Source organism: Neoroseomonas lacus (assembly GCF_014644535.1).
Lineage (GTDB): Bacteria > Pseudomonadota > Alphaproteobacteria > Acetobacterales > Acetobacteraceae > Neoroseomonas > Neoroseomonas lacus.
This window is the reverse complement of sequence record NZ_BMKW01000008.1, coordinates 360,607-375,311: the sequence shown is the minus strand read 5'-3', so window position 1 is coordinate 375,311 and position 14,705 is coordinate 360,607. Positions and strand designations below refer to the sequence as shown.

Annotated in this window: 16 protein-coding genes, 1 tRNA gene and 1 pseudogene; 8 read left to right on the top strand and 10 right to left on the bottom strand. The window is 65.1% G+C overall.

The window, feature by feature from the left end; genetic code table 11:
* The coding region (locus tag IEY36_RS17810) for an integrase core domain-containing protein (RefSeq protein WP_188969090.1) at positions 1 to 320 on the top strand (320 nt) is incomplete at its 5' end.
* Positions 321 to 528: 208 nt separating this feature from the next.
* On the opposite strand, the gene IEY36_RS31120 is transcribed toward IEY36_RS17810, so the two are convergent.
* From IEY36_RS31120 to IEY36_RS17785, 5 genes are read right to left on the bottom strand one after another with little or no spacing between them, the layout of a single operon-like run.
* Entirely contained in the window at positions 529 to 672 is a 144-nt protein-coding gene (locus IEY36_RS31120) for a DUF2474 domain-containing protein (protein WP_188969088.1), read from the bottom strand.
* Positions 672 to 1,679 carry a cytochrome d ubiquinol oxidase subunit II gene (cydB, locus tag IEY36_RS17800; RefSeq protein WP_188969086.1) on the bottom strand — a complete coding sequence of 336 codons (1,008 nt, stop codon included), beginning with the start codon at positions 1,677 to 1,679 and terminating at the stop codon, positions 672 to 674. Before cydB ends, IEY36_RS31120 begins: the two co-directional genes overlap by 1 nt.
* Before the next feature lie 14 nt (positions 1,680 to 1,693).
* Positions 1,694 to 3,109: a cytochrome ubiquinol oxidase subunit I gene (locus tag IEY36_RS17795; protein ID WP_188969084.1), complete on the bottom strand. Its 1,416-nt coding sequence runs from the start codon at positions 3,107 to 3,109 to the stop codon at positions 1,694 to 1,696.
* On the bottom strand, positions 3,097 to 4,101 hold the full coding sequence (locus IEY36_RS17790; RefSeq protein WP_188969082.1) for a carbon-nitrogen hydrolase family protein: 1,005 nt from the start codon (positions 4,099 to 4,101) through the stop codon (positions 3,097 to 3,099). The genes IEY36_RS17795 and IEY36_RS17790 overlap by 13 nt, the downstream gene beginning before the upstream one ends.
* 17 nt (positions 4,102 to 4,118) lie before the next feature.
* Positions 4,119 to 5,462 (bottom strand): aminotransferase-like domain-containing protein, encoded by a 1,344-nt coding sequence (locus IEY36_RS17785; protein ID WP_219763976.1) that lies wholly within the window; start codon positions 5,460 to 5,462, stop codon positions 4,119 to 4,121.
* Between the two features lie 84 nt (positions 5,463 to 5,546).
* Between IEY36_RS17785 and IEY36_RS31390 the strand changes: the two are divergent.
* Positions 5,547 to 5,975 (top strand): annotated as a pseudogene (locus IEY36_RS31390) (NADAR family protein).
* Between the two features lie 673 nt (positions 5,976 to 6,648).
* Here IEY36_RS31390 and IEY36_RS17775 read toward each other — a convergent pair.
* Together IEY36_RS17775 and IEY36_RS17770 are read right to left on the bottom strand one after the other, a co-directional pair.
* Complete coding sequence (locus IEY36_RS17775) at positions 6,649 to 6,939, bottom strand: hypothetical protein (protein WP_188969078.1); 291 nt, start codon at positions 6,937 to 6,939, stop codon at positions 6,649 to 6,651.
* Between the two features lie 161 nt (positions 6,940 to 7,100).
* A tRNA-Met gene (locus IEY36_RS17770) sits at positions 7,101 to 7,179 on the bottom strand.
* Between the two features lie 149 nt (positions 7,180 to 7,328).
* On the opposite strand from IEY36_RS17770, the gene IEY36_RS17765 reads away from it, so the two are divergent.
* A complete protein-coding gene (locus IEY36_RS17765; protein ID WP_188969076.1) occupies positions 7,329 to 8,666 on the top strand; it encodes a tyrosine-type recombinase/integrase in 1,338 nt (445 codons plus the stop codon).
* Positions 8,667 to 9,675: 1,009 nt separating this feature from the next.
* Here the strand turns inward: IEY36_RS17765 and IEY36_RS17760 are convergent.
* Positions 9,676 to 10,131 carry a hypothetical protein gene (locus IEY36_RS17760; protein ID WP_188969068.1) on the bottom strand — a complete coding sequence of 152 codons (456 nt, stop codon included), beginning with the start codon at positions 10,129 to 10,131 and terminating at the stop codon, positions 9,676 to 9,678.
* A gap of 322 nt (positions 10,132 to 10,453) precedes the next feature.
* Here IEY36_RS17760 and IEY36_RS17755 point away from each other — a divergent pair, with 322 nt between their 5' ends.
* From IEY36_RS17755 to IEY36_RS17735, 5 genes are all read left to right on the top strand, one after another.
* The gene (locus IEY36_RS17755; protein WP_188969066.1) at positions 10,454 to 10,924 is read left to right on the top strand and encodes a hypothetical protein; all 471 of its coding nucleotides are present in this window, start codon (positions 10,454 to 10,456) and stop codon (positions 10,922 to 10,924) included.
* Between the two features lie 225 nt (positions 10,925 to 11,149).
* Positions 11,150 to 11,500 (top strand): hypothetical protein, encoded by a 351-nt coding sequence (locus IEY36_RS17750; protein WP_188969064.1) that lies wholly within the window; start codon positions 11,150 to 11,152, stop codon positions 11,498 to 11,500.
* A 3-nt stretch (positions 11,501 to 11,503) separates the two neighbouring features.
* On the top strand, positions 11,504 to 11,791 hold the full coding sequence (locus tag IEY36_RS17745) for a hypothetical protein (RefSeq protein WP_188969062.1): 288 nt from the start codon (positions 11,504 to 11,506) through the stop codon (positions 11,789 to 11,791).
* A gap of 91 nt (positions 11,792 to 11,882) precedes the next feature.
* Positions 11,883 to 12,581 (top strand): hypothetical protein, encoded by a 699-nt coding sequence (locus tag IEY36_RS17740; protein WP_188969060.1) that lies wholly within the window; start codon positions 11,883 to 11,885, stop codon positions 12,579 to 12,581.
* A complete protein-coding gene (locus IEY36_RS17735; protein ID WP_188969058.1) occupies positions 12,578 to 12,982 on the top strand; it encodes a hypothetical protein in 405 nt (134 codons plus the stop codon). Before IEY36_RS17740 ends, IEY36_RS17735 begins: the two co-directional genes overlap by 4 nt.
* A 16-nt stretch (positions 12,983 to 12,998) precedes the next feature.
* On the opposite strand, the gene IEY36_RS17730 is transcribed toward IEY36_RS17735, so the two are convergent.
* Positions 12,999 to 13,844 carry a hypothetical protein gene (locus IEY36_RS17730; RefSeq protein WP_188969056.1) on the bottom strand — a complete coding sequence of 282 codons (846 nt, stop codon included), beginning with the start codon at positions 13,842 to 13,844 and terminating at the stop codon, positions 12,999 to 13,001.
* 13 nt (positions 13,845 to 13,857) lie between these two features.
* Complete coding sequence (locus IEY36_RS17725; RefSeq protein ID WP_188969054.1) at positions 13,858 to 14,589, bottom strand: hypothetical protein; 732 nt, start codon at positions 14,587 to 14,589, stop codon at positions 13,858 to 13,860.
* Positions 14,590 to 14,705 lie beyond the last annotated feature (116 nt).

Genomic DNA, 14,705 nt, shown 5'->3' with positions numbered 1-14,705 from the left:
ATCACAGCGACAGGGGCAGTCAGTACGTCTCCATCCATTACACCGAGCGCTTGGCCCAGGCCGGCATCGAGCCTTCCGTCGGCGGCGTCGGCGACAGCTATGACAACGCCTTGGCCGAAAGCATCAACGGTCTCTACAAGGCCGAGGTCATTCACCGGCGCGGCCCATGGCGTTCGCTCGAGGCCGTGCAATTCGCCACCCTCGAGTGGGTAGACTGGTTCAACCTTCGGCGGCTGCTGGAGCCCATCGGCAATATCCCACCGGCCGAGGCCGAAGCACTCTACTATGCAGCCCGCGAGAACCTGATCCTGGCGGCGTGACTCAAACCAAACAGCCTCCGGCAAACCCGGGGCAGTTCAAGTTGCCTAGGCCACGGACCAGAGTTGGGGTCAGGACCAGGGCTGGTCAGAAATCTAAGGTGCCACCGATTGCGAGTCGAGCCCGCTCGTCCTGAGGCAGCGGACGAGCCTCACGGCCTAGCTTCCGGTATGAGCGAAACGCCGCGCTGGCCCCTTGGTTCGTTGGCGATCAGACTGTCATTCCGGCAAGATTCATGAGAAGTCGAAAGACAACGGCTACGATGGCAAGCGCCAGCACGCTGGCGAGCCAGATCAGGACGAGCCAGCCACCCCGACGTAACCAGGGCTTTCGATCGCGAGACGCATCGGACACTAGTGATATCCTTCGCCCACTTTCACCTTTCCGCGAAACACGTAGTAGGACCACGCGGTGTAGGCGAGGATGAAGGGGATGATGAACAGGGCGCCAACGAGCGTGAAGCCGAGACTTTGAGGCGGCGACGCCGCCTCCCAGATTGAGATGGCCGGCGGAATGATGTTCGGCCAAAGGCTGATCGCCAGACCCGAGTAGCCAAGGAACAACAGCGCCAGCGAGAGGATGAACGGCGCGGCGTGCGTCTCGCTGGCAAGCGTTTTCAGAAGCAGCCATGTCGCCAGGACAACGAGCAACGGCACCGGAGCGAAGAAGAACAGGTTGGGCAGGGCGAACCAGCGTGCTGCGATGTCGGGGTGCGCGAATGGTGTCCACAGGCTCAAGATTACGATCGTCGCGAGAACAGCGAGAGTGATCGGCCGTCCGAGTTGCCGCATATGTCGCTGAAGGCGTCCTTCCGTCTTCATTACCAGCCAGGTCGTGCCCAGCAAGGCGTAAGCGACCAGCATCCCAATGCCCGTGAACAGGCTGAACGGGCTCAGCCAGTCGAACAGCCCGCCGGCATAAGCGCCGTCCCTGACGTCGAAGCCGTTGATGAAGGCGCCCAACGCCAGCCCCTGTGAGAACGTGGCGATGTAGGAGCCCCAGATGAAGGCTTTGTCCCAGAACGGCTTGTGGCTTTCGTCCGCCTTGAACCGGAACTCGAAGGCCACACCGCGCCAGATCAGGCCCGCGAGCATGAGCATCAACGGGAGATAGAGCGCACTCAGGATCACGGCATAGGCCAGTGGAAACGCCGCCAGCAAAGCCGCGCCGCCGAGCACCAGCCAGGTCTCGTTCCCGTCCCAGACTGGCGCAACGCTATTGATCATGACGTCGCGCTCCTCGCGGTCGCGCACGAACGGAAACAGGATGCCGATCCCGAGATCGAATCCGTCCATGATGACATACATCATCAACCCGAAGCCGATGATGACAGCCCAAAGCAGAGGGAGGTCGATACCCATGGTGTTTTTCCTCCTCAGCCCCGAGACGGATCGACGTCGTCGGGCGCGGCGGACAGGGGACGGGCCGGTCGTTGCGACTGACCGGGCTCATGCGGCGCGTTATCGTCCTCGCTGTGGCCTGGTCCCTTCGCGACGAGCTTGAGCATGTAGCTGACGCCAGTGCCGAACACCGCGAAATACATCACGATGAACACGATGAGCGTTGTCGACAGCGCGAGCGCCGAATGGTTCGAGACCGCATCCTTGGTCCGCATGACGCCATAGACGACCCAAGGCTGACGGCCGATCTCCGTCGTGTACCATCCGGCCAAGATCGCGATCAGTCCGGAGGGCCCCATCCATGTCGCGAAACGGAGGAACCAGGTCCGCTCATAGAGGGTCCTGCGCCAGCGCAGCCACACGCTCCAGAGGCCGAGCAGAAGCATCAACATGCCGAGGCCGACCATGATGCGGAATGACCAGAACACGACTGTCGAATTCGGCCGGTCTTCGCGGGCGAACTCGCTCAGCCCCCGATATTGTCCGTCTAGGCTGTGCGTCAGAATAAGGCTGCCGAGCCTGGGAATCTCGATGCGGTAGCGCGTTTCTTCAGCTTCCATGTCCGGCCAGCCAAAGAGGATCAGCGGTACGCCCGCGCCGGGTTCGCTCCGCCAATGACCTTCCATCGCGGCGACCTTGGCGGGCTGGTGCTCGAGCGTGTTGAGGCCATGGAGATCACCGATGACGATCTGCAGCGGCGTGACGATCAGCACCATCCACATAGCCATCGAGAACATCGTGCGGATGTGTGCATCTTTGCGTCCACGCAGGAGATGCCATGCGCCCGACGCGCCGACGAAGAGCGCTGTCGCCAGAAAAGCTGCGACCGTCATATGCGCCAGGCGATACGGGAAGGATGGATTGAAGATTACTTCGAACCAATTCACCGGGACGACGACATTGTTGACGATCTCAAAGCCCTGCGGGGTCTGCATCCAACTGTTCGATGCCAGAATCCAGGTCGCGGAGATCAGCGTGCCGATCGCCACCATGATGGTCGAGAAGAAATGCAGCCCCGGGCCCACCTTGTTCCAGCCGAAGAGCATCACGCCGAGAAAGCCGGCTTCGAGGAAGAAAGCGGTAAGGACTTCATAGGCGAGAAGAGGGCCGGTTATCGATCCGGCGAATGCCGAGAAGTAACTCCAGTTGGTGCCGAACTGGTACGCCATTACGAGACCCGACACGACGCCCATGGCGAAGTTCACGGCAAAAATCTTAGACCAGAAATGATAGAGGTCGCGATAAACCGTGTCTTTCTTCCAGAGCCAAAGACCTTCAAGAACGGCCAGATAGCTCGCGAGCCCGATCGTGATCGCCGGGAAGATGATGTGGAACGAAACCGTGAAACCGAACTGGATCCGCGCCAATTCGAGAGCGGTCAGTCCAAGCATGATGCGAGGTCCTTCGGCTCAGGCCCATCGACCTTGTCGAGATCGATGGGCGAATGCGGTGCGTTCTCGAACGCGACCGCCGATCTGGCGCGTGTGTCGACCGAAAGGCGGAACACATCCGGGCGCGCATAATGGCCGACGACGTCGAGATCATACTTTCCGCGCGCGATGATGCGCCGATCGATCTCGGCGATTTGGATGGTTTCGCCGCTGAAGTCGGGCTCAACGAGGATGTTGCCCAGCGGGTCGACGATGCAGGAACCGCCCCGGATCAGCACGGTTCCCGGGTCGTCGCCTTGGATTGGCGAATAGTTGGCCGGGCCATCGGCCCGTGTCAGATACTGGCAGGCCGAAATGACGAAGCAGCGTCCTTCCAACGCGATCGTCCGCACCGTCGGCAGCCAAGTGTCGCGGTCGTCCACGGTCGGCGCACAGTAGAGCTCAACGCCCTGGGCATACATCGCCGCGCGTAGCAGCGGCATATAGTTTTCCCAGCAAATGACGCTGCCGATCCGGCCGAGAGGCGTGTTGACCACGCCGAGAGTCGAGCCGTCACCAAAGCCCCAGACGAGACGCTCGAGCGCCGTCGGCATGAGCTTTCGATGCTTGGAGATCAGCTTGCCAGAGGGCGCGTAGGTCAAGGCAGTGCAGTAGAGCGTCCCGCCGTCCCGTTCGATGACGCCGACGACAAGGTGGATCCCGTTGTCGCGGGCAATTTCGCCGAGGCGGTTCGCATCCGGCCCGCCGAGCTCGATCGCGCTCTCAAAATAGCGCCGAAACTCCTCACGTCCTTCCGGGCTGCGCATTCCCAGTCGTGCGCCGAAATCGAGCCCTTTGGGATAACCGCCCACGAACGCCTCAGGAAAGACCACAAGGTCAGCCCCCTTTTCGGCCGCATCGCGCGCGAGGTCAGCGAGCTTGGACACGGTCTTGCGCGTATCGAAGAGAACGGGCGCGGCCTGAACAACAGCCGCCTTGATTGTTGTGGACATCGGGAGATCCTTCGAGGCTACACCACGGCTTTCGAGCCAAGAGATGGCTGCGAGATCAGGTTTGCGAGCAGCGTGAGGCCGTCTTCCAGGTCTCCACGATCGGGCGCTACGCCCAGCGAGATCCTGACGGCCTCGATTGGATAGGACACGGTGGCGAACGCAGCGCTCGGCACGATAGAAACACCTGCGCGATCGGCATGTTCTGCGAAATCGGGAGCCCGCCAATGATTGGGCAGCGGGAGCCAGAGATGATGGCCGAAGGGGTCCGCGAAAAACTTCAATCCGCTGAGGATCGATGACGCCAGTTTCTGGCGCTCCGCGTTCTCGGCCGCGATTGACTTCGCGACCTCATCGAGAGAGCCCTCGGAGATCCAACGGCTCGCAAGGGCCGACATGAGAGGCGGCGCCATCAGGATCGTCGCGCGAAGGACGCCGGCCAGCCGCAGCGCTTTGCTCGGCGACGGCGCGATCAGATAGGCGACCCGCAGGGCCGGCGTCGCGCATTTCGACAGCGTGGCGATATGCCAGGTGATGTCCGGCGCGAGTTCAGCGAACGCGGTCGTCCGATCGGGACGAAGCGGCGCATATGGATCGTCTTCGATGATCGTTACGTCGTGTTTGCGTGCGATCATCGTCAAAGCGCGCCGGCGATCCTCGGGCAGTGTCGCCGTGGTCGGATTGTCGATGGTCGGAATGACATAGAGCGCCTTGGGGCGACGCTCGCGGCAGGCCTTTTCGAACGCCTCGGGAATGATGCCGTGTTCGTCCATCTCGAGAGGCTCCACCACCAGCCCCTTCTGCATCGCCACCGCCTTGAGGCCTGGATAAGTCATCGCCCCGGCGGCCACCACGTCGCCCCGGCCAAGAAGCAGTTCGCACACGCTGAACAGAGCGCATTGCGCGCCCCCGGTCACGACCAGGCGATCAGGCGTCACCCCATCGATACGCGCCCCAAGCCAACTCGCCGCCGCGGATCGGTCGGGCTCGGAACCGGTGCTTTCCTGGTAGTGGAGATGGAGCAAGCCTTTCGGACTGCCGAGCACCCCTGCCACACCCGTCGGAAAGATCTTGCGAAAGTCGACCGCGGAAGGCTGCGAGGGGATGTTCATGCTGAGGTCGATGAGGGCGTGCGGCTGGCTGCCGGCGTCCCCGTCGACGGTCTCGCTGATGAAGGTTCCGCGACCGGCCTGGGCGGCGACGAGTCCGCGCCGGCGAGCCTCGTTGAACGCGCGCGTGACCGTCGTGAGATCGACGCCGAGCGTTTCGGCGATGGCCCTCTGGGCGGGCAGGCGGTCACCGCGAGCGACCCGGCCAGACCGGATGTCCGCCTCCAATGCCTCGACGATACCCAGATATTTCATCCGGGCCGTTTCAACGAGCCTCGGCTTCCACATACGGTCCCCTCATCATGTATGGTTAGTCGACATACAATTTAGCTATCATGTATGGCTTTTGGTGGAAAGCGAAGATTGAGGCTGGAACAACGGACTGAGGTTTTCGGGGTCCGGTTCGGCGCGCCCTCGGATCTCTGCGCCGCCATTGTCACTACGACGCCCCGCGACGCGAAGCGGCTGGGGCGCGAGGTGCCAGGTTTCTCGCAGGCGATCTGGAGTGTCGCAGCGCGACCAATCGTCACGGAAGGCAACTACGCGAAGTTCACGCAGAACTCGTAGCTGCTACGGAAGCTGATTGAGACCGCGGACACGACGCTCGTCGAGGCATCGCCATCCGATCGGATCTGGGGCATCGGCCTGGCCGCCGATGATCCTCGTGCGCTCAGGCGCGCGACCTGGCGCGGCACCAACTGGCTCGGTGTAGTCCTCACCGATGTACGCGACACGCTGCTGCGCGCACGGGCCGTCGCGGCCCGCTAAACGGGTAGAGAGTCGCGATAAACCATTGCGGCGTCCCGCCTGTCAGCGCGACCCAGCGTATGGCGACGCGCTCATTGCGGAAGGCCCGTGATCGTCTCGCCACGACATTGCCCCGTCCCGGAATGAGTGTCCCCTGTCCCATAGACTGGCGCCGGAATCCCGCTTGGCTGCTGTCATTCCGCGATGTGGCTCGGCCGCTTCAGGCATCGAGAGCCTGATCTGGATCGTGCATTCCCTGTTCTTCGGCAAACCAGTCCTTGGTGTCGATTACCGGAAGGCAGCGGCTCTTCGGCCGATTTGGACGCGAATGCGCCTCTGAACGGGGTCGGCGGGCGCGCAACAGGCACTAAGTTCCCTGTTATCAGCGGGAATAGGGAAAGAGACCGGTTCGCCACCGACTGTCCGCACAACCATGTTAAGTCATTAACATCGCGCAATTTGAATTCCCGAATTGCATCGCCGTGACATGCCCGGAATACGGCGGTCTCCCGTGGATGGCGCGATGTGCCGGCCGAATACGGGCCGTAGGCGAACTGCCGCCGGGGTTTCCAGCCCCACGGCGCTGCTGTGACCGCAGCGGCAGGCAACGGCACATAGGTCCGGCCCGCCAACGGCATGCAGCAGCGCGGTTGTCGAAGTCGATCCGGTGCCTGGGCCTGAACCCGCATGACCATCACCACCCCTGCCCATGCAGCCCGCCCTTCGGCGCCGGCCGCGTGACCCGGAAGTTGGAGCGCAGAAGGTGATCCACGAGTTGCGCGGCCGCCAGCGGCGCCAAGTGCTTATGGCCGTCCGCCGCCATCGCCTCGGCGATCATGGGCAGCGGCAGGGCCGCCCGGAGCGCCAGGAGCACGTCTGCACCGGCGCTCAGCCGCCAGGCCGCCCCGTTCCCACGCGAGCTGGCGGTTTCCGCTGCGCGTTGCACCTGCGGCGTCTCCAGCCACGGCGGGGGCGCCGCGGCCAAGACCTCTCCCCGTCAGACATGCGGTAACAATGCCGCGCTGATGAGAGCGCATCCAAGAACGTGCGCCTCGTGTTCGAGAGCGTTCGACAGTCAAACGCCGACATTGAAGCCCCGGTGAAGCCCCGGAGATTTCTGCGCCTGTGGATATGTCCCGGAAAGGATGGTAGCGGCGAGCGGACTTGAACCGCTGACCCCGGCATTATGAGTGCCGCGCCTGCCGCCCCGCTTGGTCCCGCAGCGCTCCGCATCCTCCGAGTAACTTATTGAGATAAGGTCATTATTAATCACGCCTGCCGCCGCACATCTCCGCTTGCCCCCGCAAGCCTAGTCCGGTCAATGTCCGGTCAGATCGAACCCCGGCATCGGTGTCCGGTCAGAAGGAGGATCGAATGAAGGTTCTGCGAAGCCCCCTGACCAAGATCACGAAGGCAACCATCGACAGCGTTTGGAAGCGCCGCAAACCGAAACAGAGGCTGGTGATCCCCGATGCGGAGGTGCGGGGGCTGGCTTTGGTGGTGAACCCCACCGGCATGACGTGGCGCTTTGATTTCCGCCCGCGCGGCATGGACCCGGAAACCGGCAAGCGCCCCGCGATGCAGTCCATCAGCATTGGCAGCCCCGCAAGCCACGATCCCGACGCCGCACGCAAAGCCGCAAATGCGCTGAAGGGACAGGCCAAGGCGGGGACCGACCTCGCAGTCGAACGAAAGGCCAAGATCGCTGCCTCCGCCGTCCACCGGTCGCGCACCTTGGAGCGGGTGGTGGAAGCCTACGCCAAGGGCTTGCCGAACCGGCCCAGCCTCCGGGGAACGGGGAGGCCGACCGCCGACTACATCAACCGCGAGGTCAGTCGCGTGAGGGCTGCGATCAAGGATATGAACGCGCAGAACAAGACGATCACGGACCTCGGCGCCGGCGACCTGCGCGCACTGTTGGAGGCCACCGCGGACCAGCCCGGCGCTGCCCGGCATCGATGGGGTGCGGTGTCGCGCTTCCTCGACTGGTCGCTGAGCGAAGGGCTGATCGCGGTGAACCCCTGCCTCACCATAGGAAAGGAACGGAGGCCGAAACCCGTTCCGGCCCGCGCGCTCTACCTTGCGCCCGCGCAACTCGCTCGCGTGTGGAAGGCCGCGGGTGAGGCCGAGAGTTTGGAACCGGTCCATCGCGACCTTATCCGCATCCAGATCGCTGTCCCGTGCCGCCGGGGTGAGGCTGCCTCTCTCCGGTGGGAACACCTTGACCTGGATGGTGCGGTTTGGGTGCAGCCGGCCGAGTTGGTGAAGAACCGCCGCGACCACCGGCTGCCGCTGCCATCACTCGCGTTGCGCCTGCTCCGCGACCGTCACAAGGCCGCTGGGAAGCCGGCAAACGGCTTGGTCTTCCGGTCACCGCAGTTGGGTGAGGTTCTATCCACCTTCAGCCGGATGAAGCGCATCCTCACCGCGAAGTTGCCCGATCTTCGGGACTGGCGGCTGCACGACACGAGACGCACCTTCGTCTCCACATTGGCCGAGGAAGGCTTCGCTGAGCCGGTGCTCGATGCGCTGCTGAACCATGCCCAGGCGGCGACCCGATCGGGTGTGTTGGCCACCTATCAGAAGTCGGTGCGTTGGGCTGAGCAGCAGGCCGCAATGGAGCGGTGGAACGCGATCCTCACCGCCGACATCGACGGCAAGAAGCCCGACGCGAAGGTGGTGCCGCTGCACGGCAAGAAACGTCGCGCTTGACCCGACGCGCGAGCGTTGCGTAACCATGCGCCGCCGCGCGGTCATTGGGCGCCGCGCATCACGCCCTTACGAGCCACAGGCCATCGCGGCCACCAGCGCAGACGAAGGACCCCAGCCCTGCAATCGCCGCCGCCGCGCTTGGCGCGGTCGCGCTTGCTTGGGGGTTCTCCAACATGGCGAAAGCCACTTCCTGTTCCCGCACATCCGCCGCGCGTCCGAAGCAGCGGCCCCTGTTCACCGTCGCAGACCTTGGTCCGAACCCCGATCCCAGCCGCCTCCCGGCGCGTTTGGACAGGCTCAACGCTGCAACCCTGATGACCGCGATGGGCTTGCCGGTCGCGCCTCGGTCGTTGGAGCGCGCTGAGGGCATCGTGTGGGCGCGTGCCGGTGTCGTGGCGACCGCCCGAACCGCTGATTTGATCGCATATGCCCGGCGTCGCCTGGGCGAAGCGCCCGCCATCGCCGTTGGTGGGTCGATCGCTGATGCCCCGCCCCGTGGTCCCCGTCGTCAGCGCGAAGCCGCCCAGGCGCCCCAGCCCACACCGCCGGCCGCGCCCGCCAAGCGCAGCCGTCGCGCCGCGTCGGCCTGAAAAGGATCGGCCGACGCCACGATTGATCGCGACGCCGGCCGTGGGGTGCCACCAGCAAGAGGCCCCGCGGCGATAGCACATCGCGCCTCGATCGTTCCAGCGTCGGCCGCTGGCCGATGGCAAAATTGAAAGCTGCGCGCACGCGCCGCGCCAAGCCGACGCCGATGCTGGCGAACGGACGTAGCAAATCGCCCGCGCGCCCGTACGCCAGCATTTCGACCACATGGCTCGGCGCGCGACGCACCATCGCTCTATGCCGCGAGCACCCGGTTTCGGGCCGCCTGCTGCTGCTTGCACACGCAAACTTTGTCCCGAACAAATTGCTGCCGCTGTCCTGGTCCACCACGCGAACCGCGCTCGGCGTCGGGAGCCCGGCCTTGGCCCGCGCCCTTCGATTGCTTGACACCGTCCGCCTGCTCTCAAGGGCGCGCGAAGCTGTTCGGCCCGACCGTGATGGCAAACAAGGTCGCGCCGCCGAGTATCGGCTTGCCCTGCGCCGCCAGGGCGAGGCCTTCGAGTTGCAACACGGCGACCGCAGCCGGCAGGGCTACCTCCGCGCGTGGGCAGACGATCTTCGCCGCCTCGCGCGCGACCTCGCCGATGCCGCAGTTCCCGTCTGGTTCTGGATCGCTGGGCGCGATCGAAGAAAGGACGGCGGCTTGCAGCGGCCCTTCCACTTTACCGTCGCCGAAGTCGCCGCCCAGTTCGGCTTGAGCGAACGAACCGCCAGACGTGCCGCCGAGGCTCTCGTGGCCGTTGGGGAAGCCGTCGTAGCGATCCCAGCCCGAGGTCGCGCGCCAGCGACCTTCACCGCGGCTGGCGTCGTCGCCAACGGCAAAGGCGCGGCGGCCCGCCAGAGGCCTGTCGCTGCCCACCCCGCCTCGCCAGTGCAGCCGGCCGCAGCCACTCACCCAGCGGGGCGGGCGCCGACATGACGTCTCCCGTCCCGCCTTCCGCGGCCGGCCGCGTCGCCGAAAACCCACAGGGCATGGTTACTGCAAGGACGACACAATTTGTCCGACAACCTCTGCCATCGGAACCGCCGAAAGCGCGGATATCCGTACTTTTCAGGCCAAGGGCCGATGCCCCGGTTTCACGGCCGAAACCCGTTGTCGGACAGAATGTGTCCTGCCCCCCCTGGTTTGTCGGCCAGAACGTGTCCTGCTCCGACTGCGCGTTTCGGGGGCACTTGTCGTGATGGATACGCCCCGACACGACGCCGCCGACCCTGTGCAGATTGGCCGCGATGCGGCCCGGCTGCGCGACACTCTCAAGGCGCTGTTGGAGGTCTCCCGACAGCTTGCCGTCGCCGGGCGCCAGGACGACGCCGACGCCTTCGCTGTGGCCGAGCGTGAATGTTTGCGCGCGCTTGACCGAGCCGACGCGGAGGATCGGGAACAGGCGCTAGCTACCCTGCCGGACCCCTCGACCAATCCGGCATGGGGCCATCCGGCAATTGTGGGGGGGCCTTGGGACCGCTGGCGCCACCGCGCCCTAAGGGACAATGGTCGCCCGCCGTCTCCTGATGAAGTGCGGTTCGTGATCGGTCTCGGCGAGCCGTGGCTGTCGCACATGCTGGCGGTGTGGGGGCAACCCCGCAGGCCCCGTGCAGGCTGGCAACAACGTCTCGAAGCGGCCTGGCGCGACTACATGGGCGCGCGACGATGACGGCATCGACGGCAATCACCGCTGCGCCGCGCAGCGCTGCCGGGCGGTTCCGGCGGCGTGTCGATCCAATGGTGTGCAGGGAGGGGGGTGCCCGCCCGCCTCGCGCTACGGGCACGGGGGCGGGCGGGGCTTTGGACGCGACCGAGGAAGGAGAGACCCGTCGTGTCTCCGATTGTAGTCGAGTTTGTGGTATCCGGATACCGCAATCATCAGCAGGAGACGACGATGACGAGTTCATTGGAACAGCGCATCGCGAAGGCCGAGGCAGTGAATGAATGGCGCCGCGCGCCGCAGCGGTTGGTCGAACGTTGCGTCGAGATTGGGAAAGCGATGAAGGCGGCGAGCGAGGGGCGCCGGTACGATCCGGTGCCGGCCGCACCGATCGCGAAGGGCGGTGGCGGTGGCGGTGCGCGGCTGGTCCAGCGCTGCGTCGAGCTTCGCAAGCAGATGCTCGCCAATGCCGCGCCGGACCAGGGCGTGCAGTCGGCGCAGGTCGCGAAGAGCACGCTGTCGCCGGGCGAGCGGTTGATCGAAGCCGCCCGCGAGCGCGCCGCGCTCATGAAATCCCAGGTCTGACCGATGCCACGCCGCCGTCGCCGCGCCAGCCGTGACGAATATGCCGACACTGGCTGGCGCGTCGCGGTTGGCCAGTCCTTCGCCGCCTTCGCACTTCCACGCGAGGCAGACCTTCTCGCCGTCGAACAGGAGACCGAGCATGTCGAGGACCACCACGCCGACCACCACCACGCCGTCAGCCCCGGCGCGGCGATCGACCACCACCAGTCGGCGCAGCGCACCGAACGCACCGCCCACCGCGCGCACCGCCGCCGCGTCCGGCGCGGGGAAGTCCGCAGCGCGGCCGGCTGAGCCCGGCTGGGCCACCAGCATCCGAAGCGCGCTCGCCGCGCTGGCTGACGCCGAGGCGCCCCATGCCCACGCCGTCCCGCGGCTGCCCGTCGTGCGCCAGGAGGTCGCGGCGGCGCGCGCAGTGCTCTCCCGTGAGGAAGCGGCGGAAGTGCTCGCATATGCGGGCCGCGTCACGGATTGCGCGGAGGCCGCACCCCGGCGCCTCGAAGCCGCCGAACGGGAAGTCCAGCGCACGGAACGGATCGTCGCTGGCCTGGAGGCAATCGTGGCCGAGAAGCGCGCCGCCTTGGCGCCGCTGACCGAGCCGGGCCGCGAGGGTCTGTTGCTGTGGGTCGATGAGCAGCTTCAGGCGCTTGATGTAAAGTTCCAGGATGCGGTCGAGCATGTCGCGGGCATCATCGCGCAGGCGGTCGCGATCGGGGACGCCGTGGGCGCCGTACACGTCATCGAGCCGCTGCTCCGCGTCCGGTTGCCGGGGTCGTTGCTACGGGCCGCGACCGTGCTGCAAGTCGGCACCCTCACCGGCATGATCCAGCCCGAGGAAAGCCTTGTCAGCGAACGGGGCGCCGGCCTCCGTCAGCTACTCGATGCCGCCCGTGCTGCCGCTGGCAGCGATGCGGAACGGCGCGCTGCCGCCCAGCACGCGGAACAGGTCGCCGTGACCGAGCAGCAGCGCCTTGCGAACGACGCCGCCATGTATGCCGAGATGGAGGCGATGGCGGCCGCGCAGCGCCGGAAGGTCGGGACCAGCGCCGCCCGCGACCACGCTGCATCGGAAGCGCTGGCATGACCGACGCGCCGCGCCGTCGCCGGCCCGGAGGGTTGCCCTTCGGCAGCAGCCATCCGGTTCACCTCCGCGCCCGCATTCGGCAGGCCGAGGCAGTGCGACTGCGCGGCGCGGGCTGGTCCTTGGCCGCGATCGCCGAGCACCTTGGCTATGCCTCACGGCAAGGCGCCCATGAAGCCATCCGGTCAGCCCGCACGCATGCCTCGCCCTCGGTCGCGCTGCGGATGGAAGAAGCGCAGCTTGACGCTGCCAGATTGGACAAGCTGCTGGTCGCGGTGCTGCCCGCCGCCTTCACCGGAAGGATGTCCTACATCCGCGCTGCGATCGGGCTGATCGAGTTGCGGCAGCGCGTCGTGCGGGCGTTGTCCGCCCTGCGCGCCGAGGTGCAGGGGCCACGGCCATGAGCCGCTTACGTGCCGATTAGTCATCCTCCCCGGTGAGTTCCTTCCAGCGGCCGATACCGACATCGACAAAACCAGGCGGGTACTTTTGGCCCATCTCCGCAAACGTCGGCTCACCCTCGGTATGGATCGCCAAAATGGCGTCGGGAGGAAGCGCGGCAGCGACATACAAATCAAAGTCGCCCTTCTCAGGAATGCATCCGATGGATCGTCCGAAAGCAGCGATTACGGCCGTGGCGGCACTACGCTTGTGTCGGGTCTGACCTAGTGGAACGGCCACCTCAATGACGCGCGGCTTCCCGATCACGCTAAGTCGCGCCAGCAGTTCCGCGTCCTCCATCCAGAAGTGAGTGACCTCCCCACCCCAATGCGCCATCAGTGGCGCTACGCCCGAATTCGAGATGATCGTCGGATGCGAGATCATCCAGAACCGATCCGTGCGAAGCTCCAGCTGGTCGCCGGCAAAGGGGCTCGCCGCAAGCAGGCTGTCTGCGTGTTCGCGCGTCAGCAGTCCTTCGGCGATGCGATCCTCCAAGCGCCTACGCAGCGATGCCGGCGACGATAGGTGGATGCCGTCGCGTGTTATCGATTTGACCTCGCCATCGGTCAATCGCGTGTAGTGAAAGGCGCGGATAGTGCGGTCGCCTATTTCGTCACCTAGGCGCTCCCAGAAAGCGATGAAAGCCGCGGCGTGGGGGTTCGAGGGTTTTTTGTAGCGGAGATCGCCGCCGTGGCGACGCTCGTGCAGGAAAAGCCGGTGGTCCGTCTCGAAATACGACTGGATCAAGTCGGCGCCATCCCGCAGCAAGGCCATCAGCGGTGGGTCAAACGAGCCCGCATCCCACACATCGAGAGGCCGCTGCATCCGCGCGTCTCCCTTAAGTTTTCGCATTGGCTGCCAGCGTGTAGGCGACCTCATAGTCATGCGGGCTCACAGACATGATCTTCAGTGCTTTCGTAGTCAAAGCAGGGAGATCAAGCTTCCCGACAGTCGCGTGCTCGCCCCGGGCGTAAGGGAACAAATGCTCGGCGCGGGCATAAATCGTGGCTGCACGGGCCATATAAGCTTGGATGTTTTGGGCGTCTGTCGTCCGTGCTCGACCGACAGTCACCAGCTGCCGAATATTGGCTGCAACGACCTGCATCTCGATGATGATCTCCGACAGCACAACGATCAGCGCTGGATCGTCGGTTGCCTCGATCATTCGCTCCAAACTCGCTACCAGCTCCGGAGGTGGCTCGGGTCGCGAGAAATTCACAGGAACCGGTGCCATGCGCGCCGCAGGCACAAGCGGGGCCAGTTCACGAATAGCCATTTCGGCATAGTCGCAGGCTTGGCTAAGGGTGAGCGGCAGGATTGCTCGCGCGGCTGCGAACCGGCGGCGCTGCCGAGCTCGCTCGTGCCAATCAGCTTGCCGTATTTGCTTAGACAAGAAGTACACGCTGCAACCCGCTGCAAGCACGGCCGCCACACCACTGACGAGCGTTTGCCAGTCTTTCAGCCATTTCCCGAAGGCTGCCCAACCCCCCCAGTCGAAGAAGCTCTCAGCGCAGCGCCAAACTTGTTCATAGGCCCACACTCCGTAGGTAGTTATGTCGTTCCACTCCATGTCGATCCTCGGTCAGCGGAAGTATGCGTTTCCGCATGAGGCCCGGCCGGATACGCTGACGCAATGCCCGAGGCCGCACCGCCGCACCCCGGCCGACCTGCCGGAATGATGCTGGC

Bases quoted from the DNA above. Each gene is read 5' to 3' on its own strand.
- cydB (WP_188969086.1), bottom strand. From the start codon at position 1,679: ATGGGTATCGACCTCCCTCTGCTTTGGGCTGTCATCATCGGCTTCGGG.
- IEY36_RS17795 (WP_188969084.1), bottom strand. From the start codon at position 3,109: ATGCTTGGACTGACCGCTCTCGAATTGGCGCGGATCCAGTTCGGTTTC.
- IEY36_RS17790 (WP_188969082.1), bottom strand. From the start codon at position 4,101: ATGTCCACAACAATCAAGGCGGCTGTTGTTCAGGCCGCGCCCGTTCTC.
- IEY36_RS17785 (WP_219763976.1), bottom strand. From the start codon at position 5,462: ATGAAATATCTGGGTATCGTCGAGGCATTGGAGGCGGACATCCGGTCT.
- IEY36_RS17765 (WP_188969076.1), top strand. From the start codon at position 7,329: ATGAAGGTTCTGCGAAGCCCCCTGACCAAGATCACGAAGGCAACCATC.
- IEY36_RS17755 (WP_188969066.1), top strand. From the start codon at position 10,454: ATGGATACGCCCCGACACGACGCCGCCGACCCTGTGCAGATTGGCCGC.
- IEY36_RS17750 (WP_188969064.1), top strand. From the start codon at position 11,150: ATGACGAGTTCATTGGAACAGCGCATCGCGAAGGCCGAGGCAGTGAAT.
- IEY36_RS17745 (WP_188969062.1), top strand. From the start codon at position 11,504: ATGCCACGCCGCCGTCGCCGCGCCAGCCGTGACGAATATGCCGACACT.
- IEY36_RS17735 (WP_188969058.1), top strand. From the start codon at position 12,578: ATGACCGACGCGCCGCGCCGTCGCCGGCCCGGAGGGTTGCCCTTCGGC.
- IEY36_RS17730 (WP_188969056.1), bottom strand. From the start codon at position 13,844: ATGCAGCGGCCTCTCGATGTGTGGGATGCGGGCTCGTTTGACCCACCG.
- IEY36_RS17725 (WP_188969054.1), bottom strand. From the start codon at position 14,589: ATGGAGTGGAACGACATAACTACCTACGGAGTGTGGGCCTATGAACAA.